Below are 20,065 nucleotides of genomic sequence, written 5' to 3' on the forward strand. Positions count from 1 at the left end.
GATGTTTGAGGCATTAGAACTAAACGATTTAAAAAAACTCTCGCAAATTATTTCAAAATTTTATATTAAGTATCCAGTCAGATTTCTTTATTTAAACGGAGATCTTGGAGCTGGTAAAACAACGTTTTCAAAATTTTTTTGTGAAAATTTTGGTGTTGATCCTGATTTAGTAAGTAGCCCAACTTTCTCGATTGTAAACGTATACGAAGGTTATAAAACAATTTACCATGTAGATTTGTATAGATTAGAAAGTCCTGATGAACTTTTTTATGTACTAGAAGAAAATTTCGAAGATGAAGATGGAATATTTTTAATCGAATGGAGTAATCTATTTGAAAACTATTTTACTGAGAAAGGTATAACATTAAATTTTTTTCATAGAAATGATGGAAAAAGGAATGTGGAAATAATAATCGATACAAAACTTTCTAGTTTAGACTTGATAGAAGATTTAAGGAGGTGGCAAGATGACCGAGAAAAAGTTCGAAAAATTGGAAAAGAAAGTAGCAAAATTGAATGAAGAAGAAATAGAAATACCTGATATATTACCTGCTATAGCAATGAGAAGTAATGTTGTAGTTTATCCTAATACTGTAGTACCTTTCTATGTTGGTCGTGAAAAATCTTTATATGCACTTGAAGATTCAATGGAAAATTACAAACAGTTAATTTTTCTTGTTAATCAAAAAGATACTAAGATTGAAGATCCTACAAAAGATGATCTATTCAAAGTAGGAACAGTTGCAAGAATAATGCAAATAGGAAAACTCCCAGATGGAACTTTTAAAGTTTTAGTTGAAGGACTTTCAAGAGCAAAATGGATAAAGTCAGTTGAAGAAAAATATTTTAAATTTGAAATAGAGCTCTTAAAATCAAAATATAGGAAGACGAAAAAACTAATAGCTTTAATGAGAGCTGTAAGAGATGAAATGCAAAAGTATATCCAATATTCAAGAAAACTTCCTACAGATGCTTTAATGTTTTTGGAAGATATGGAAGATCCTGATATTTTTGCAGATCTTGCTGCTTCAATTTGTCCAGGAAATCTTGAAGAAAAACAAGAGTTGTTAGAAATATTACATCCAGGTAAAAGACTTGAAAAAATCCTAGAACTTTTGTCTAAAGAAACTGAATTGTTAGAAATTGAACATCAACTCGATCAAAAAGTCAAACAAAGGATTGAAAAATCGCAGAAGGAATATTTTTTAAGAGAAAAACTTAGGGTAATTAGAGAAGAGTTAGGCGGAGAAGAAGATGCCGAAATAAAAGAAATTGAAGAGAAAATAGAAAAAGGGGATTATCCAGATTTTGTAAAAGAAAAAGCAAGATTTGAACTTAATAGACTTGAGAAAATGTCTCCCTATTCACCAGAAGCAAATGTTATTCGAAATTATCTTGATTGGATACTTAACTTACCTTGGAAAGAAAAAAGTGAAGAAAATTTAGATTTAAAAAATGCTAGAGAAATACTTGAGAAGTACCATTACGGGCTAAAAGAGCCGAAACAAAGAATTCTAGAATTCTTGGCAACTAGAAAAGTTTCAAAGTCAATGAAAGCACCCATAATTTGTTTTGTTGGACCTCCTGGTGTTGGAAAAACTTCACTTGGAAGATCAATTGCAGAGGCATTAGGAAGAAAATTTTTAAGAATGTCTTTGGGTGGTTTAAGAGACGAAGCAGAAATAAGAGGGCATAGAAGAACTTATGTAGGAGCTCTTCCCGGAAGAATAATTCAGCTAATTAGAAAAGCTGGTGTAAAAAATCCAGTTCTTTTGTTAGATGAGATCGACAAAATGGGTATAAGTTTCCAAGGAGATCCTGCATCAGCTTTATTAGAAGTACTTGATCCTGAACAAAACAAAGATTTTGTTGATCATTATCTAGAATTGCCTTTTGATTTATCCGAGGTTTTGTTTATAACCACTGCTAATACTCTTTATAATATTCCAGATGCTCTTAGAGATAGGATGGAGATAATAGAAATACCGAGCTATACAAATACTGAAAAATATTATATAGCAAAAGAATATATTATTCCTAAAGCACTAGAAGAAATTGATATAAAAAAATCTCAAATTATATTTAAAAATGAAGCAATTAATCATATTATATCTGATTATACTCTTGAACCTGGAGTTAGAGAGCTTGAGAGAAAGATTAGGGCAATTATTAGAAAAGCTGTTCTTGAGATAGTTGAAGGTAAAAATAAGGTAATAATAACAGAAAAAAGAGTAAGAAAATTTTTAGGAGCACCAAAAATACTTGAAGAAAATAAATTAGAAGAACCAACAATTGGTGTTTCAACCGGGCTTGCTTGGACCGCGTATGGTGGAACAACACTTTTTATTGAAAGTACTTTATTCCCTGGAAAGGGAAATTTAATACTTACGGGAAAATTAGGCGATGTTATGAAAGAATCTGCACAAATCGCTCTAAGTCTTACTAAAAAAATTTGCGGAAAAGATTGTATGGATATATTTGAAAAAAACGATATACATATACATGTTCCAGAAGGTGCTGTTCCAAAAGACGGACCTAGTGCAGGTGTTACAATAGTTACAAGTCTGGTTTCAGCTGTAAAAAAGATCCCTGTTAGAAATGACATCGCTATGACAGGTGAAATAACACTTAGAGGTAGAGTTCTTCCAGTTGGCGGAATTAAAGAAAAAGTATTAGCTGCATACCGTAAAGGAATTAAAAAAATAATTCTACCATATCAAAATAGATTTGATATTGAAAAAATACCTGAAGAAGTAAAATCTGATATTAACTTTATCTTTGTAAAGGAAATAGATGAGGTTTTAAAGGAGGCATTAATTTGTGAAAATAAAGAGTGTTGAACTTGTAAAAACTATATATAAAAGTAATGATAAGTATCCAGAATCATTGAATGGAGAATTTGTATTTGTAGGTAGATCAAATGTTGGTAAATCAACACTTTTAAACATTTTAACTGGTAGAAACATAGCAAAAACAAGTAAAAAGCCCGGAAAAACGGCCTCCATAAATTTTTACAAAATAAATAATTCATTTTATTTTGTTGACTTACCTGGATATGGCTATGCAAAAGTTTCTGTAGAAGAGAGAGCGCGTTGGCAAAAAATAATTGAAAATTATTTTTCAAAAAGAGCTTGGAATATAAAATTAGTCTTTGTCTTAATTGATGGCAGACATGAACTTCAAAAAAATGATGAAATATTACTTGAATGGTTGAAAGAATTAGAATTAGATTTTGCAATTGTTATGACTAAGATGGATAAATTGAAAAATTCTGAGAGAGCTAAAATGATTAGGTATTACAATGATCTTTACGGAGAAAATTACACTATTATTCCATACTCTGCCATCACAAGAGAAGGAATAGAAAAAATTTATGAATTAATAGAAATATTTGGAGGTGTTTGAATTGATTAGGGAAGTTATAAATGAGCGTTTAGAAAGTATTTTGCGTGAAGAAGGTCTCGAATATCAATTTAACGTTGAAATTCCTGATGAAAATTTTGGAGACTATTCAACAAATATAGCACTTATTGGAAGTAAGCATTTTAAAAAACCTCCAAGAGAGGTTGCAAAATTGTTTGTCGACAAGCTTTCAAAAGAATCCATTTTTTCTGAAGTTACAATTGCCGGTCCTGGCTTCATAAATTTTAGAATATCAAAAGATTTCTATCTTAGCATTCTTTCAGAAATGATAAAAAAGGAAAAGGCATACTGGAAAATTCAAAAAAATAATAAAAAAATACAATTAGAGTATGGAAGTGCAAATCCAACTGGTCCGTTTACAGTGGGCCATGGAAGACAAATTGTTATAGGAGATGTTCTTGGTAATGTACTAGAATTTCTTGGATATGATGTAACAAAAGAAATGTATATTAATGATGCTGGAAGACAAATAAGACTCTTAGGAAGGTCCTTATGGGTTAGATACAATGAATTGTTCGGAAAAGAATATGAACTTCCAGAGGATGGTTATAGAGGAGATTATTTGATAGATTTTGCTAAAAAACTTAAAGATGAAATTGGTAATAAATATGTAGAAAAATGGGATGATGAAGTTGAAAAATTTTTCATGAAATATTCTGTTGAAAATATCTTAAAAACCATGGATGACACCTTATCAATGCTTGATTGTGGCTTTGATTCTAAAGTCAAGGAAAGCTTTGTAATAGAAAAAGGTTATGTAGATATTGTTCTTAATAAGTTTAAAGAAAAGAATATGATTTATGAAAAAGACGGGGCAGTTTGGTTAAAAGTTTCAAAAGTTATAGACGAAAATGATAAAGTTTTAATTAGAAGTGATGGAACTTACACCTATTTCTTAACTGATATTGCTTATCATTACTACAAATTTACTAGAGGATATGACAGGGTATATGATATCTTTGGAAGCGATCATCACGGACATATTCCGAGAATGATTGCAGCTATGAAATTATTAGATATTGATGAAAGCTTTGTCCACTTTATACTTCATCAATTTGTAACTTTAAAGAGGAATGATGAAATAGTAAAAATGAGTACAAGAGCAGGAAATTTCATTACACTTGATGAGTTAATTAAAGAAGTTGGAAAAGATGCAACAAGATACTTTTTTGCTATGAACGATGTAAATACACATCTTATTTTTGACCTTGAACTTGCAAAATCAAAATCAAATGATAATCCTGTATATTATGTACAATATGCATATGCAAGAATAAATAGTATTTTCGAAAAAGCAAAAGAAAAAGATATAGATTTTAAAATTTTAGATAATATTGAACTTTTGGAAAATGAACATGAAATGAGTATAATAAAAATGATGGATGAGTTCATCCACTCACTATATCAAGTTGAAGAAAAGCTTTCACCTCATTACTTAACAAATTATATATTTAGCTTGTCAGAAAAATTTCATAGCTATTATTCAAAATACAAAATTTTAGATGAAGAAAATAAATCTCTGTCAAATGCAAGAATGAACCTTATTTTTGCCTTAAAAAATGTATTTGAAATTTCCTTTGAACTTCTTGGAATAAGTGCACCTGAAAAAATGTAGAAGGTGATAATTTGAACTTAGATCTTCTTTTTTCATCTTTCATGCATGAAATTGGAAAAGCTACAAGTGAAATGGAGGTTTACAAAGCTTTATTAAACTCCGTTAAAAGTGTTCTAAATTATGAAAAAGCTCTTGTAATGAAAGAAGATAAAATAGTTTATTATGAACCTGAAATGTTAGACATTCAAAAGTTTGAAGATTATATTGCTTGGATAAAGCAAAGACTTTTACCAGCATTTTTTTCAGAAGAAGATAAGTTTATTGGAATAATTCCAATTGTCAAACAGAACAAACTCTTAGGGGTAATTTTGTTGCTAACAAAAAATGAACCAAATAATGAAATATTAAATTTATTACAAACATTTGCTTTTCTAACAGGTGTCACTGTAGAAAATTTAATTTTGGTTGATCAAATAAAAAAGTCAGAAAAATTTATGTCAGATGTTTTAAACTCGATCAATGAAGGTATTTTTGTTTTAAACGAAAATGGAAGGATAGAATTTCTGAATGATTTTGCAAAGGAAATATTGGATTCAGCCCCTCATATTAATGAATTTTTAAAATCAGCAATAAATGATGAAAGAAAAATTCTAACAAAAGAATTTAACAATCACTACTATACTATAGTTAAGGTTAAATTTAATTTTTCAAATGAAACAAAATATGTTGTTACTTTCAATAATGTAACCTATGAAATTGAATTAGAAAAACTAAAACAATTAGACAAAATGAAAACAGAATTTGTCGCAAACATATCTCATGAGCTTAGAACACCCCTAACTGCGATTAAAGCATATACAGAAACATTACTCAATATGGAAGTTGATAGAGAAAGTCAAAGAGAATTCCTTGAAACGGTTTATGAACAGAGTGAAAGATTAGAGAGCTTATTGAATGATCTGTTAGACTTTACTTTAATAGAATCTGGCACCATGGAACTTGAATATAGTGAGTTTGATTTGTGTGAATTAATTAAAGAAGTGGTTGAAAACTTGAAACAACTAGCTGAAAAATACAAAGTAAAAATTAATGTAAGTTGTGAAAGTATTTCTATATCAGCTGACAAAAGAAGAATTAAACAAGCAATACATAACTTAGTTGACAATAGCATAAAATTTTCGGATAAATCTAAAGAAGAAAGATACGTAAATATATCAGTTGAAAAGAAAGAAGAAAACTTAAGCATAATTATTGAAGATAACGGAATAGGAATTTCACAAGAAGACAAAGAAAAAATATTCGAAAAATTCTATAGAGGGGATAGAAGTCTAACATACGAAGTTCCAGGAACAGGTCTGGGGTTAACTATAGTCCAGGAAATAATTAAACTTCACGGTGGAAAAATAAATGTGAATAGCACCTTAGGAGAAGGTACAACGTTTGAATTGGTTATTCCATATAGGAAGTGATAAAGTGATAGCGGAACTTTTAAAAGATATTGAAGAATTACCAACACCAGATTTTCACGTGCAACAAATAATTAATATTGCTTCAAATCCAGATGCTTCGGTTAAAACACTGGAAAAAGCTATTTCTACTGAACCTACTCTTTCATTAAAAGTGTTAAAACTTGTAAATTCAGCATATTATGGTTTACCAAAAAAGGTCACAAAAATTAGTGAAGCAGTCATGATTTTGGGGTTTAAAACTGTTAGGAATTTAGCTTTATCTTTATTTACTTATTCTTCATTAAATAGGGGGACATCAAAGATAGATAAAAAAATGCTGTGGAAACATTTTATGTCGACAGCAATTATTTCTGAGGTAGTTGCTAAAAATATTGGATATCCTGAACAAGAAGAGGCTTTTATGGCTGGTCTTTTACATGATGTGGGGAAAATTGTTCTTGATATAGCTTTTCCAGAATATTTGACTATGATAGTTAATAAAAGTAGGGAATCAAAGATAAATTTATATAAACTTGAGAAGATGTTAGAAGTTGAAACTCATAACGAAATAGGTAGTTACTTGATTGAAAAATGGCAACTTCCTGAATTATACCAAATTGTTTCAAAGTTTCATGATGAACCAGAAGAAAATACTTCGCCAGGTTTCAATAGTATAGTTTTTATAGTACACCTTTCTAATTATATATCAAATTTATTGTATCCAGGCTATTCCGGATCTTTTGGTGATCCAATTCTTTCAAAAGATACATTTAAAGTACTGGGAATTAAACCGTCAGATTTATTGAAATTAATTGTTAAATCTAAAGATTCTTTAGCAAAAGCTAAGGACCTTATGGAAGGAGGAGAGGATAATGAGACCTGAATACAGAAATAAAAAAATAGAAGCCTATATTAGGGAATTAATTGCTCAAGCAATCCAAAAAATAAAAGAACCTGAATTTGAATATTTAAAAGATTATATAGTTATTTCACGTGTTTTGATTTCCAAAGATAGAAGATTTGCAGATGTATTCGTCAGTGTTATTGGAAATAGCGAGCAGAGAAAAAAAGCTGTAGAATTACTTGAAAAGTATAAAGGATATTTCAGAACTTTTGTAGCAAAAAATGTAAGACTTTATACTGCACCTGAACTGAGGTTTAAAGAGGACAAAGGTATAGAAGAAAGTGTTAGAATAAATAAGTTACTGGATGAAATTATGTCTAAAGAAGATGAAAATGGTTCCGATAATTAAATTGAGGTATATTACACTTTAATTGTGGGAGGCAAATGTTATGGATGGAATTAAAGGGGTGGAAAATAGAAGAGTAGATGATCAGATAATTTATAGTGATAGAAATGTAAAAACAAGTGATATTGTTCAACAAAGAAATAAGGAAAAGGCGGATCCAGAATTTGCCGCTAATATTTTTAAAGAAAATTTGGAAAAACTTAAAGTGATTTTTAATGCAGAAGCAGAATTTAAAATTGATAAAGAAACAGGGATGATTATAGTAAAAATAAAAGAAAAAGATACAGGAGAAATCATAAGGCAGATTCCACCTGAAGTTGCATTAAAGTTAGCAAAAAATATAGAGGAGCTCTTAGGCATGGTCTTTGATGAACATGCATAAGTGAGGTGGAAAGCATGGATTATAGTTCAATAGCAAATAACATAAATTACAAATATACGTCAAATGCCCCGCTTTTTCAATTTGGCGGAGTATCTAGTGGTTTGGATACAGCTTCCATAATCGAAAAACTTATGGAAGTTGAATCTCAACCATTAAATAGATTAAACGAAAAGTTTAAAGAATTAGATTACAAGGAAAAAGCTTATAACGCAGTATCTGACAAATTAAGAGAATTAATGGATTATTTGACAGATTTTAAGCTTCAGTCAAATTTAATTCCTAAAAGTGCTTCAGTTTCAAATGAAAGTATTTTAACCGCAACCGCTAGTTCTTCAACGTTGGATGGTACTTATTCTATTGAAGTTAAAAGCTTAGCTACAAGGAGCTTTTTTGAAAGCTCAAAACTCGGTCAAGATATTACTCTAACCACATTATTTTCAGATATTAATCATAGGTATGTTCCGGTAGATTCTGTCGTAAAATTAACCGTAAATAATACTGAAGTTGATATAAATATCAGTACTTCAGATACGATAAATGATATACTTACAAAAATTTCTGATGCATTTACAACTGCAGGCAGTTCTGCAACCGTAAGCTTTGATGATACAAATAATAGATTGATAATCCAATCTTCAGATGTATTTGAGTTTTCACAAACAAGTGGTAATTTTATGTTTGTTTTTAATTTAAACGATGCAAATCTAATAGCTGATGGTAGTGGAAACTATACCCTTGAAAGTACTAAGGACATTGGAAGTTATCATACTAGTAAAATACTTTCAGAACTTGGAATTACTGGTTCGGGTACTTTTACAATTAATGGTGTCTCAATTAGTTATTCTCAAGATGACACAATTGCTGATTTAATTTCAAATATAAACAGCAATTTAGAAGATGTAATTGCTAGTTATGATGAAGTGAATAATAAAATAATTTTAACAGCAAAGGATATGGGAGATGTTATTATAAATGTTGCAAATGCTCCTAGCGAGTTAGGTTTTGATACTGGAACATTTACTCTTGGAAATGTTGCACATGCTGTTTTAAAAACAGATTCTGGATTAACATATGATTTATATTCTGATACTAACTCATTTTCTTATAATGGTCTTGAATTTACAGCTTTAAATGTTGGAACAACAAATGTAAGTGTAAATACTGATACAGATTCAATTATTGAAAAAGTAAAAGATTTTGTGGACAAATGGAATGAAACTACAAATTATTTATACACAAAATTAACTGAATCAAAAGTTGAAAATAAAGATGAATCTGAAATGACTGATGAGGAAAAAATACAAGGTTATTTGAAAAATGATCAATATTTGAGAAAAGTTTTTGATAAAATGAGAAATTATTTGTATGAATCCTACGGAGGAAAATATCTTTGGGAACTTGGAATAAAATCTGGTGATGCTGGTATAGGTTTTGAAAATACAATGAAAGGGCATATTGAACTTGATGAAGATAAACTAAGAGAATTTATTTCTAAAAATGGTTCAGATGCTGTTTGGGAATTTTTTGGTGATGAAAATGGTTTTGCATCTCAGGTAAAAGATTATTTATATGAACTTACAAAATTTAATGGAGAGATAGATCAGATAGCCGGAGTTAGTGGGCGTATTGAGCGCGAAAAAAGAACGCTCGCAAAGCAAATGGCTAATTGGATTGAAATTTTACAGAAAAAAGAGCAGGATTTGTGGCAAAAATTTACTGCAATGGAAGAGGCACTTTCAAAACTAAATGCACAAGGTGCATACATTGCCCAAGCTTTGGCTAAAAAATAATTTGTTATTTTACCATTTTATATTAAAGGTTCTCTTTAAAGAGAACCTTAATGTTTTTTATGATAAAATATAATTGTAAATATGAACTGGAGGGAAAATAATGAAAAAAAACATTCTTGATTTTAATTATGAAGAATTGGTAAATGAATTTAAAAGTTTAGGTCTTGAAAAATATAGAGTAGATCAGGTATTGGACTGGATTTATAAAAAGAAAGTCTTTGATTTTAAAGATATGACTAATTTATCAAAGGAACATAGAAAAATATTAGATGAAAATTTTGAAATTCAGATCCCCAAATTAGTTGACATGCAAATTTCAAAAATTGACAGAACAACAAAGTTTTTATGGGAACTACCAGATGGTAATACAATTGAATCAGTAGCACTTTTTCATGAAGGAAGAGTCACTGCTTGTATTTCAACCCAAGTTGGCTGTCCTGTAAAATGTTCTTTTTGTGCTACAGGTCAAAGTGGCTATGTAAGAAATTTAACGGCAGGAGAAATAGTATCACAAATTTTAGGCATTGAAGTTCATAGAAAAATTAGAGTTGGAAATGTTGTATACATGGGTATGGGTGAACCTCTACTAAATTATGAAAATACAATTAAAAGTGTAAAAATGCTCAATAATAAAAAAATGTTTGGAATTGGGATAAGAAGAATCACTATTTCAACGGTTGGAGTACCTGAAAAAATAATTGATCTTGCAGAAAGTGGTTTAGATGTAAAGCTAGCGCTTTCTTTACACGCAACTACTAACTTTAAGAGAGATCAAATTATCCCATTAAATAAACAATACAGCATAGAAGAATTGATTTTTGCTGTGAAAAAATATCAAGAAATAACAAACAATAGAGTTACCATAGAATATATACTAATAAAAGAATTTAACGATTATCCCGAAGATGCTGAAAAGTTGGCTGAACTTTTAAAAGGTTTAAGTGTTTATGTTAACTTAATCCCGGTCAATCCGGTAAATCCAAATTATTATAGACCAAGCAGATGGGCAATGGAAAGATTCAAAGAAATTCTGACAAAGTATGGAATAGAGTGTGAAATAAGAGCTGAAAAAGGAACTGATATCGATGCAGCTTGTGGGCAATTACGAAGGAGGAATCTAAAATAAAGATTTTAAAGTTGATAATTATGTTTTCTATTGGGGCAATATTTGGAGGACTTTTTTTCCTAGGAGTTTTTTATTATATACAAAATACTTCTTACGTTCAAATTCCATCAATTGAAGAGTTAAAAAACTTAAAAGTGACTGAAGTAACTAAAATCTTAAAAAAAGAAGGTTTAGAAACCGAAAAAATCTTTGGCTGGGGTAATTTAAAACTAATTACACCAGAAGGCGGTAATTTAGTAAAAAGAGAAAGAAAAATACAAATATATGGGAATATAGAAATAAAAGACGGGATTTATATTCCAAATCTTTATGGTGTACACTATTTTATAGGTATAGATATTTTAAAAAACTTAGGCTTAAAAGTAAATCTAGTAAAAATAAATTACCCTGGTGCAGATGGAAGAATTCTTGCCGCATATCCAAGTTTTGAAAGTACTATATCTAATCTAGAGAAAATAAATTTATTGGTCGATAACGGAGAAATTGGAGGGAGCAAATGAGAAGAAAAGGCGTTGTGATAAAGTTTTTGTCGAATATGGCAATTGTTCAAGATTTTGAAACTGGCGAAGAATTTTTGTGTAAATTAAGAGGAAAGTTTAAGGAACAAAAAATTAGACCAATTGTTGGAGATATTGTTGAATATAGTCCTATTGTTTCAAAAGAAGGAGTTATCGAGAATATATTAAATAGAAAAAATGAGCTTCCAAGACCAAAAATTGCCAATATTGATCAAGTTGTTGTAGTAACATCCTTAAGAAAGCCTGAAGTACCTTTACAAATTTTAGATAAATATTTAGTTTTAGTTGAAAACGCTAAACTTCCGGCTGTAATTGTGTTAAATAAGATTGACTTATTAACCAAAGAAGAAATAAATAAATTTAAAAATATTTATGAAAAAATATATCCAGTTTATTTTGTTAGCGCAAAAACAAAAGAAGGAATTGAAGAATTAAAAGAAGTATTTAAAAATAAAATTTCTACAATGGCAGGAATGTCAGGTGTTGGAAAAAGTAGTATTCTGAATGCGATTAATCCAGGCCTTTCACTAAAAGTTAATGATGTTTCGGAAAAATTAGATAGAGGTCGTCATACAACGACAGTTATTGAACTTATGCATTTTGACTTCGGTGGGTGGATAGCTGATACTCCTGGGTTTGCAAATTTAGATATAAGTCATATAGAGCACGAAGAGCTAAAAAGATTATTTCCAGAATTTAATGACTTTTATTGCCTTTTCCCTGATTGTAACCATGTTGATGAACCAGGATGTGGAGTTAAGAAGGCGGTTGAAGAAGGAAAAATTTCTAAGACTCGATATGAATCATATTTGCAAATATATAAGCAATTATTGGAGGGGTAAGTTTTGTTTTTACCTACTACTAGAGATGAAATGAACGCACTAGGCTGGAAAGAATTAGATATTATATTAGTAACTGGTGATGCTTATATTGATCATCCATCAATAGGTATTTCACTAATAGGACATTATCTTTTGTCTAAGGGATATAAAGTAGGGATTATAGGACTACCTGATTATAATTCTGATGATATAACGAGGTTAGGAAAACCTCGTTTATTTTTTGGAATTACTAGCGGAAATGTAGACTCTATGGTAGCAAATTATACTGCTTCAATGAAAAAAAGAAGATTTGATGATTATATACCTGAAAAATTTAATATCAGAAGACCCGATAGAGCTTTGATCGTTTATTCTAATTTGGTTAGGCGATATTTTAAAGGAGTTCCAATAGTAATAGGTGGAATAGAAGCTAGTTTAAGAAGGTTTGCTCACTATGATTGGTGGTCAAATAAAGTTAGAAAATCAATCTTATTAGATTCAAAAGCTGATATTTTAGTTTATGGAATGGGAGAAAAGGCTATTTTAGAAATTGCCAAATGTATAGAAAAATATGGTGATATAAACAAGTGTAAAGATATTGATGGAGTAGTATGGTGGTCTTCTAAAAAACCAGAAAAGTGTGTTGAAATTCCTTCATTTGAAGAAGTTAAAGAAAATCCAGAAAAATATAATGAAGCTTTTAGAAAAATGACGCTTTTAACAGATCCAAATAAGAAAATAAGGATAGTACAAAGGCAGGATAATCGATATGTTATTCAAAATCCTCCGCAATCACCTCTAACTCAAAGTGAATTTGATAATTTATACCTTTTGCCATTTGAAAGAGAAGTGCATCCATATTACAATAAATTTGGAAAGGTTAAAGCAATAGAAACTGTAAGATTTTCTATCACTGCCGTAAGAGGCTGTTATGGAATGTGTGCTTTCTGCGCCCTGACTCAGCATCAAACAACACATGTAATATCAAGAAGTATTGATTCAATTCTTGAAGAAGTAAAAATTTTAAAAAGAATGAAAAAATTTCGTGGAACAATAAATGATGTTGGTGGTCCCACTGCGAACATGTACGGGTCTGATTGCTCTATAAGAGAAAATAAAGGACAATGCTCAAAGTTTTGTTTGTTTCCTAATATATGTAATAACGCAAAGGTAAATCACGAAAAGTTATTGAATCTACTATACTCAATAAAAAAGGTTCCAGGTATTAAAAATGTTTTTATTTCCTCAGGAATAAGGCATGATTTAGTATTAGAAGACAAAAAATACGGTGATATTTTCATTAAGGAACTTCCAAAATTTACACCAGGTCAATTAAAACTTGCTCCAGAACATTCTGATAAAAATGTTTTACAAATAATGAGGAAACCTGATATATCTTTGTTTTTGCAATTTAAAGAAAAATATGAGAAAGTTGCAAAAAAAAGATATGTTGTAGCTTACTTTATTGTTGGACATCCAGGAGAAGGAATGAAAGAAAATAACAACTTAAAAAAATTTATTAAGGAAAAGCTTGGCTATAGGCCACAACAGATTCAAATTTTTACTCCTACTCCTGGAACATTGAGTACAACAATCTATTACACAGGAATTGATCCTTTTACCAACAGAAAAATTTTTGTAGAAAGAAGCTTAAAAAAGAGAAATCTCATGAAGAAAAACATACTTGATATATGATATAATCTTTTTGGAGGTGGTTTCTAAGATGGAAGATCCTTTAAGTTATTTGTTAAATTTATTTTTGTTAATTTTTCTACTTTATCTTTCTTCTCTGTTTTCAGCTTCTGAAACTGCTTTAACTTCTGTTAGTAAGTTAAAACTTAGGGAATCTTTGAAAAAGGGTGATAAGAGCGAAGAGGAAAGCGAACTTCATCTTTTTAACAAGCTTTTAACTGTAATACTTATAATGAACAATTTAGTCAACATTTTAGCCTCATCAATTGCGACATTAGTAGTTGTAAACGCATTTAAAAATGTATTGCCAGAAAGTCTCTCGGCACTTTTTAGCACGTTAATTTTGACATTTTTTATATTAATTTTTGGTGAAATTACACCGAAAATATATGCAAGGCAAAATAATGAAAAGATATTTAATAAAATGATTGGCATTCTGATATTTTTGTCCAAGATATTTTCACCGATAATAAAACTTCTTGTTTCAATATCCAATTTTGTAATCAGAATAATTGGTGGTACATATGTTGAAGAAGCACCATTCATAACAACAGAAGATATCATAATGTATGTTGAAGTTGGAAGAGAAGAGGGAACCATCAAACATGAAGAAAGTTTTATGCTTAAAAGAACTTTAGAAATGGAAGAATCCGTTGTAAGAGAAATTATGATTCCAAGGGTTGATATAGTAGCAATTGAAGAATCGGAAACTTTGGATAAGGTAATGGAAATAATAAAAGAGGAAGAGTATTCAAGGATCCCAGTTTATAAAGAAACAATAGATAATGTAGTTGGTATTTGTTATGCTAAAGACGTTTTAGCATTTATAAGCGATAGAGGATCGGAAATATGCGAAAAGGTTAAGGTGAAAGAATTGATGCGCGAACCACTCTTTGTCCCAGAAACTATGAAAGTTTCTGAACTTTTAAAAATTTTCAAGGAACAAAAGATGCACATGGCAATTGTTGTAGACGAATACGGAGGAACTGCTGGACTTGTAACTATGGAAGATATTCTAGAAGAAATTTTTGGAGAAATTATGGATGAATACGATCAAAATGAAAATCTTGGGATAAAAAAACTCGAAAACGGCTCTTACATAGTAGATGCAACTGTACCTATTAATGATATAGAAAGAGAACTAAAAATAGAGTTTCCAGAAACAGACTATGAAACATTAGCAGGTTATATTCTAGAACATCTTCAAAGAATCCCAAAGGTTGGTGAGGAAATTATAATCGATAAATTCAAATTTAAAATAATTGCAGCATCAAAAAATAGAATTGAAAAAGTATTGGTTAAGGTGGTGAAAGATAATGAATGATAAGTTAATTGAACTTGCAAAAAAGGCACAAAAAAATGCATATGCTCCTTATTCAAATTTCAAAGTAGGCGCAGCAATTTTAACAAAGAGTGGAAAAATTTTTACAGGTGCAAATGTTGAAAATGCATCATACGGATTAAGCTGCTGTGCTGAAAGAAATGCTATTTTCAAAGCAGTAAGTGAGGGAGAAACTCAATTTTCGAAAATTGTAGTTGTTGGTGATACTGAAGAACCAATATCTCCCTGTGGTGCTTGTAGACAAGTTATGGCAGAATTTGGAGATTTTGAAGTAATTTTAGTAGGGAAAAATGGAAATATTAAGAAAACCACAGTATCGGAATTACTACCATACAATTTTGACAAGGAGAATCTTAACAAATGAAGAGTGTAGAGGTAGTATCTGTACACCTTCACGATTATTTGTATTTTAAAGATGTAGATATTTACTTTGATAAAGGATTAAATGTTATTACCGGTGAAACTGGTGCCGGAAAAAGTTTAATGTTGGATATTTTTGGGATATTGCTTGGAGTTACCCCAGGTAGAGTAGACAACTACAGCGTGGAAGTAGTAATTGATATTCCAGATGATATCTTGGAATATGAAATTTATAAGGGAGAAAATGTATTTTCAGTTAAAAGAAACAATTCAAGAACAACTTTTAAGATAAATGGAAGAGTATATCCAAAGAATATTGTATCTTCAATTTTATCAAATTATATAACTTTACATAGACAAAATTCACACATGAAATTTTTGGAACAAAATTTTTTGATATCTATTTTAGATGAAATTTCAAATAATAAAAACTTATTAAATGAGTATAGAAAATATTATGAATTATATAAAGAATTAAACGAACTTATTAAAAGTGAGAGTCTGAATAAGCTATATGAAAAGTTAGAATATTTAGAGTCAGTTATAAAAGAAATAGAAGAAGTAAACCCAACTGTCGAAGAAGAAGAACTCTTAAATGAACAGTACAACGTTGCTACTAAGCTTCAAGAAACCGTAGAAAAGTATAATGAAATTTTAAACGAAAGTGAAGTTATTTCAGAAAAACTGTGGAACATAAAAAAGATAATTAATGATAAGTATGAAGAATCAGTAAATGCAGCTTTAGATATTGTAGAAACATTAAAATTAGATATTCAAAAAGAACTTTCAGAAATTGAAGGATATGATGTTAAAGAAATAGAAGAAAAGATCTGGCAATATAACCAACTAAAGAGAAAATACGGTCCCACTCTAGAAGATGTTTTATTAAATTATGAAAATTATATGAAAGAATTAAATGAAATTAAAAAGAAAATAGAATTATTAGAAGATTCTCAAAAAAAGATAGAAGATTGTTTAAAAAACATGAAAGAACTTTCAGAAAAAATTTCGTTAAATAGAAAAAAAGCCGCTGAAAAAGTAAGTGAAGCATTCTTAAAGCACTGCAATGATTTAAATCTAAATATAGAAATTCAATTCAATTTTTCAAAAATTGATTATAATTACAATGGATTTGACAAAGTTGAATTATTAGGAAGAACTGTAAAAAATCAACCTCTAAAACCGTTGAAAGTTATAGCCTCTGGCGGTGAACTTTCAAGGTTAATGCTAGCTCTGGAACTTTCAGTAGTATCAGATGGTATCCTAATTTTTGATGAAGTAGATGCAGGAATCAGTGGTGAAACTGGTAATAAACTAGCTGAAAAGCTTAAAGAAGTGTCTGAAAGATATCAAGTAATCGTAGTCACACACCTTCCACAAGTTGCAGTAAGAGCCGACAAACATTTCGTAGTTTTAAAAGATCAAAAATCTGGATTAATAAAAGAACTAGATGAAGAAGAACGTTCAATTGAAATCAAAAGAATGGTAGGTTCCGATGATGTACTTAAGTTTATAGATTAAATTAGGGTGGTAATTTTATGAAAAAGGCGATAATTTATACATTACTTTTAGCGATATTTTTGTTTTTTTGGGGCTGTAATTATGAAAAATATAATAATTGTGTATCAATAGGGAATGAAAAGTATTGCCTTCAAGATAATGATGAAATAATTAGTATAAATACTAACTTTGGTTATCTAATAGGCAATAAAAAAAATTTGATTTACTTTGAAGGTATTTCTCAAAGCGGCGGAGTTGATATTGAAGATTCTCTTAACAAGGCAAGAATTGATGCAGCTTTAAAAATGATAGATTTTTTTGGCGTAAAGGTAGGAACTTACAACGGTAATGTAAAAATAAATTATGGAAGCATAAGTGAAGTCTCATTAAAAATTATTAAAATTTTAAACAGTTCATTAGAATACCTGGTTTTTAGAAGAAATAGAGGCAATTTTTATGAAATTCATACCATACTGATCTATATACCGGGTAACAAAAAATTCATCCCCATTTATGAGGATGAATTCTCAAAAAAATTATGGCAATATGCTAATCAATAATCATTTTTTTAAATTCATCTTCATTTATAATTTTTACACCAAGTTCCAATGCTTTTTGATATTTCGAACCAGGTTTTTCACCAACTAATAGATAATCCGTTTTTGAAGAAACAGTATTAGTAACTTTTCCACCAAGTTTTTCTATAATTTCTTTTACTTCTTCCCTTGTAAAAGAATTAAATTTTCCGGTTATTACAAATGTTAAGCCTGCTAACTTAGAAGACTTTTTAGTGTCTTCTTCCTGTTCTAGTTTTACACCTGCATTTTCTAATTTTCTAATTATTTCTTTTGTCTTTTCATTTTTAAAGTACTCGATAATATTTTTTGCAACTTCAGGTCCAATTCCTTCAATAGAAGTTAACTCATCATAACTAGCTTGAGAAAGTGCTTTAATACTTTTAAACTTATCGGCTAATATCTTGGCAGTTTTTTCGCCCACAAGTGGAATTCCAAGACCAATAATAACTCTATATAAAGGAGTATTTTTAGCCTTCTCAATTTGTTCTAAAATATTTGCAATAGATTTTTGACCTAATCCACTTATTTGTGCAAGATCAAATGGGGTAAGATAAAATATATCTGCTACATCATTTATTAATCTTGCATCTACTATCTTTTCAACTATTTTTTCTCCCAAGCCACTTATATTAAATGCAGATTTAGAAACAAATATTTCCATATGTCGCTTTAATTTTTGTGGACAATGAGGATTTAAACATCTTATAGCAACTTCTTCTTCTGAAATTTTACCAACTTTCCCACCACAAATTGGACATGATTTTGGAATTTCAATTTCAAGTTCTTTTCCCGTTCTCTTTTCTTTTATAACACTTACAATTTGAGGAATTATACCACCAGCTTTTTCTACATACACGTGATCTCCTATTCTTATATCCTTTTCTTTTATGTAATCAAAATTATGCAAAGAAGCTCTTTTAACAATAGAACCTTCTAAATTAATTGGTTCTAAAACTGCTACGGGTGTTATAACTCCAGTTCTTCCAACATTAAGTTCTATATTCAAAATTTTTGATTCAGCTTTAATGGAAGGAAATTTGAAAGCAATAGCCCATCTTGGAGCTTTTGCAGTTTCGCCCAATTTCCTTTGATATTCAAAATTATTAACTTTAATTACAAGTCCATCAATCCAATAATCTAATTGTGTTCTCTTCTTGGTCATTTCTTTCCAAAAATCTATTACACAATTAACATCATGACATAACCTTGAATAAGGATTAGTTTTAAATCCTATTTCTTTTAAGAATTTTAAAGCTTCCCATTGAGTTTTTAAGCCATAAATCTCTGGGTTTACTACATAATAAATAAAAGAATCAAGATTTCTTTTAGCAACTATAGAAGAATCTAGTTGTCTTATAGTTCCAGCAGTAGCATTTCGTGGATTTGCAAAGGGTTGTAAGCCCTCCTCTTCTGCAATTTTGTTATACTTTTCAAATTCTTTTACTGGCATGAAAATTTCTCCTCTAACTTCAATTGTCAAATTTTTAAATAACCTAAGTGGAATAGATTTTATTTTTTTTACATTTTCGGATATATCTTCACCTTCAATGCCATCTCCTCTACTTAATGCAGTAACAAATTGGCCATTTTCATATCTTAAAGCTACAGAAATACCATCAATTTTTAATTCACAAACATATTCAACTTCATTAACCCCTAGTAATTTTTTTATCCTTTCATCAAATTCCTTTATTTCTTCTTCGTTATATGTATTATCCAAGCTTAACATAGGAATCGAATGCATAACTTTTTTAAATCCGTCAAGAACTTTTCCTCCAACTTTTTGTGTTGGCGACGTAGGAGAATAAAACTCAGGGTATTTTTTCTCTAACTCTATAAGTCTTTTAAGAAGTTTATCGTATTCTTCATCACTAATTACGGGATCAGCAAGAACATAATATCTGTAATTGTGATATTCTATTTCTTCCCTTAATTTTTCAATTTCCTCTTTAAATTTTTTCTTATCCATACCATCACCTCAAATTTTTTGATAAATTTGCAAAATTTTTTGTTATATGGTAAAATATTTTTGCAATACAAAAAAGGAGGGATAATATGATAAATTTTCTTGCCATTTTAGGAGTAATATTTTTAGTATTACTTGGTATTATATTTTTCCCATTTTTATCTCCTATATTATCTATAGTTTTAGGAGTTTTATTAATTGTACTAATATTTGTAGGGCTTGTAACAATAGTTTTTCCAGTTGTTTTAGTTATAATAGCAATCGCCCTAATAGTTAAAGGTATAAAATATATAGCAAATAAAAGGTGAGGCTAT

Annotated in this window: 19 protein-coding genes; 18 read left to right on the forward strand and 1 reads right to left on the reverse strand. The window is 29.6% G+C overall.

Annotated elements, in window-relative coordinates:
- Nucleotide 1: 1 nt before the first annotated feature.
- From tsaE to OB7_RS02785, 17 genes are all read left to right on the forward strand, one after another.
- Nucleotides 2-520, forward strand: a complete 519-nt coding sequence (tsaE, locus tag OB7_RS02705) for a tRNA (adenosine(37)-N6)-threonylcarbamoyltransferase complex ATPase subunit type 1 TsaE (RefSeq protein ID WP_012580414.1) — start codon at nt 2-4, stop codon at nt 518-520.
- The gene (gene lon, locus OB7_RS02710) at nt 468-2,840 is read left to right on the forward strand and encodes an endopeptidase La (RefSeq protein WP_114702475.1); all 2,373 of its coding nucleotides are present in this window, start codon (nt 468-470) and stop codon (nt 2,838-2,840) included. Before tsaE ends, lon begins: the two co-directional genes overlap by 53 nt.
- Nucleotides 2,821-3,405 carry a ribosome biogenesis GTP-binding protein YihA/YsxC gene (yihA, locus tag OB7_RS02715; RefSeq protein ID WP_114702476.1) on the forward strand — a complete coding sequence of 195 codons (585 nt, stop codon included), beginning with the start codon at nt 2,821-2,823 and terminating at the stop codon, nt 3,403-3,405. The genes lon and yihA overlap by 20 nt, the downstream gene beginning before the upstream one ends.
- A 1-nt stretch (nt 3,406) precedes the next feature.
- Nucleotides 3,407-5,038, forward strand: coding sequence for an arginine--tRNA ligase (gene argS / locus OB7_RS02720; protein WP_114702477.1), 1,632 nt, complete (start codon nt 3,407-3,409; stop codon nt 5,036-5,038).
- Nucleotides 5,039-5,049: 11 nt separating this feature from the next.
- The gene (locus OB7_RS02725; protein WP_012580410.1) at nt 5,050-6,447 is read left to right on the forward strand and encodes a sensor histidine kinase; all 1,398 of its coding nucleotides are present in this window, start codon (nt 5,050-5,052) and stop codon (nt 6,445-6,447) included.
- Between the two features lie 4 nt (nt 6,448-6,451).
- Nucleotides 6,452-7,309 carry an HDOD domain-containing protein gene (locus tag OB7_RS02730; protein WP_012580409.1) on the forward strand — a complete coding sequence of 286 codons (858 nt, stop codon included), beginning with the start codon at nt 6,452-6,454 and terminating at the stop codon, nt 7,307-7,309.
- Nucleotides 7,299-7,679, forward strand: coding sequence for a 30S ribosome-binding factor RbfA (rbfA, locus tag OB7_RS02735; protein ID WP_012580408.1), 381 nt, complete (start codon nt 7,299-7,301; stop codon nt 7,677-7,679). The genes OB7_RS02730 and rbfA overlap by 11 nt, the downstream gene beginning before the upstream one ends.
- Before the next feature lie 40 nt (nt 7,680-7,719).
- Complete coding sequence (locus OB7_RS02740; protein ID WP_114702478.1) at nt 7,720-8,058, forward strand: flagellar protein FlaG; 339 nt, start codon at nt 7,720-7,722, stop codon at nt 8,056-8,058.
- A gap of 14 nt (nt 8,059-8,072) precedes the next feature.
- Nucleotides 8,073-9,848 carry a flagellar filament capping protein FliD gene (fliD, locus tag OB7_RS02745; RefSeq protein WP_114702479.1) on the forward strand — a complete coding sequence of 592 codons (1,776 nt, stop codon included), beginning with the start codon at nt 8,073-8,075 and terminating at the stop codon, nt 9,846-9,848.
- Nucleotides 9,849-9,948: 100 nt separating this feature from the next.
- Nucleotides 9,949-10,974 (forward strand): dual-specificity RNA methyltransferase RlmN, encoded by a 1,026-nt coding sequence (rlmN, locus tag OB7_RS02750; RefSeq protein ID WP_114702480.1) that lies wholly within the window; start codon nt 9,949-9,951, stop codon nt 10,972-10,974.
- A 20-nt stretch (nt 10,975-10,994) separates the two neighbouring features.
- Complete coding sequence (locus tag OB7_RS02755; RefSeq protein WP_114702481.1) at nt 10,995-11,474, forward strand: hypothetical protein; 480 nt, start codon at nt 10,995-10,997, stop codon at nt 11,472-11,474.
- Nucleotides 11,471-12,334, forward strand: coding sequence for a ribosome small subunit-dependent GTPase A (rsgA, locus tag OB7_RS02760; RefSeq protein WP_114702482.1), 864 nt, complete (start codon nt 11,471-11,473; stop codon nt 12,332-12,334). The genes OB7_RS02755 and rsgA overlap by 4 nt, the downstream gene beginning before the upstream one ends.
- Before the next feature lie 3 nt (nt 12,335-12,337).
- Nucleotides 12,338-14,008 carry a YgiQ family radical SAM protein gene (locus OB7_RS02765; protein WP_114702483.1) on the forward strand — a complete coding sequence of 557 codons (1,671 nt, stop codon included), beginning with the start codon at nt 12,338-12,340 and terminating at the stop codon, nt 14,006-14,008.
- Nucleotides 14,009-14,036: 28 nt separating this feature from the next.
- A complete protein-coding gene (locus OB7_RS02770) occupies nt 14,037-15,329 on the forward strand; it encodes a hemolysin family protein (protein WP_114702484.1) in 1,293 nt (430 codons plus the stop codon).
- Nucleotides 15,322-15,711 carry a cytidine deaminase gene (locus OB7_RS02775; RefSeq protein WP_012580401.1) on the forward strand — a complete coding sequence of 130 codons (390 nt, stop codon included), beginning with the start codon at nt 15,322-15,324 and terminating at the stop codon, nt 15,709-15,711. The genes OB7_RS02770 and OB7_RS02775 overlap by 8 nt, the downstream gene beginning before the upstream one ends.
- On the forward strand, nt 15,708-17,228 hold the full coding sequence (locus tag OB7_RS02780; protein WP_004102681.1) for a DNA repair protein RecN: 1,521 nt from the start codon (nt 15,708-15,710) through the stop codon (nt 17,226-17,228). Before OB7_RS02775 ends, OB7_RS02780 begins: the two co-directional genes overlap by 4 nt.
- A gap of 17 nt (nt 17,229-17,245) precedes the next feature.
- Nucleotides 17,246-17,767 carry a hypothetical protein gene (locus OB7_RS02785; RefSeq protein ID WP_004102679.1) on the forward strand — a complete coding sequence of 174 codons (522 nt, stop codon included), beginning with the start codon at nt 17,246-17,248 and terminating at the stop codon, nt 17,765-17,767.
- Here the strand turns inward: OB7_RS02785 and ligA are convergent.
- On the reverse strand, nt 17,757-19,754 hold the full coding sequence (ligA, locus tag OB7_RS02790; RefSeq protein ID WP_114702485.1) for an NAD-dependent DNA ligase LigA: 1,998 nt from the start codon (nt 19,752-19,754) through the stop codon (nt 17,757-17,759). The two genes, OB7_RS02785 and ligA, sit on opposite strands and share 11 nt — an antisense overlap.
- An 86-nt stretch (nt 19,755-19,840) precedes the next feature.
- Between ligA and OB7_RS02795 the strand changes: the two genes are divergently transcribed.
- The gene (locus tag OB7_RS02795; protein WP_012580399.1) at nt 19,841-20,059 is read left to right on the forward strand and encodes a hypothetical protein; all 219 of its coding nucleotides are present in this window, start codon (nt 19,841-19,843) and stop codon (nt 20,057-20,059) included.
- The last annotated feature ends 6 nt before the right edge of the window (nt 20,060-20,065 follow it).

The sequence above is a fragment of the Thermosipho africanus Ob7 genome, assembly GCF_003351105.1.
In the GTDB taxonomy this organism is placed as follows: domain Bacteria; phylum Thermotogota; class Thermotogae; order Thermotogales; family Fervidobacteriaceae; genus Thermosipho; species Thermosipho africanus.

Coding starts and splice junctions, on each gene's coding strand:
- tsaE (WP_012580414.1), top strand. CDS start 2: ATGTTTGAGGCATTAGAACTAAACGATTTAAAAAAACTCTCGCAAATT.
- lon (WP_114702475.1), top strand. CDS start 468: ATGACCGAGAAAAAGTTCGAAAAATTGGAAAAGAAAGTAGCAAAATTG.
- rbfA (WP_012580408.1), top strand. CDS start 7,299: ATGAGACCTGAATACAGAAATAAAAAAATAGAAGCCTATATTAGGGAA.
- OB7_RS02740 (WP_114702478.1), top strand. CDS start 7,720: ATGGATGGAATTAAAGGGGTGGAAAATAGAAGAGTAGATGATCAGATA.
- fliD (WP_114702479.1), top strand. CDS start 8,073: ATGGATTATAGTTCAATAGCAAATAACATAAATTACAAATATACGTCA.
- rlmN (WP_114702480.1), top strand. CDS start 9,949: ATGAAAAAAAACATTCTTGATTTTAATTATGAAGAATTGGTAAATGAA.
- OB7_RS02755 (WP_114702481.1), top strand. CDS start 10,995: ATGTTTTCTATTGGGGCAATATTTGGAGGACTTTTTTTCCTAGGAGTT.
- rsgA (WP_114702482.1), top strand. CDS start 11,471: ATGAGAAGAAAAGGCGTTGTGATAAAGTTTTTGTCGAATATGGCAATT.
- OB7_RS02770 (WP_114702484.1), top strand. CDS start 14,037: ATGGAAGATCCTTTAAGTTATTTGTTAAATTTATTTTTGTTAATTTTT.
- OB7_RS02775 (WP_012580401.1), top strand. CDS start 15,322: ATGAATGATAAGTTAATTGAACTTGCAAAAAAGGCACAAAAAAATGCA.
- OB7_RS02780 (WP_004102681.1), top strand. CDS start 15,708: ATGAAGAGTGTAGAGGTAGTATCTGTACACCTTCACGATTATTTGTAT.
- OB7_RS02785 (WP_004102679.1), top strand. CDS start 17,246: ATGAAAAAGGCGATAATTTATACATTACTTTTAGCGATATTTTTGTTT.
- ligA (WP_114702485.1), bottom strand. CDS start 19,754: ATGGATAAGAAAAAATTTAAAGAGGAAATTGAAAAATTAAGGGAAGAA.
- OB7_RS02795 (WP_012580399.1), top strand. CDS start 19,841: ATGATAAATTTTCTTGCCATTTTAGGAGTAATATTTTTAGTATTACTT.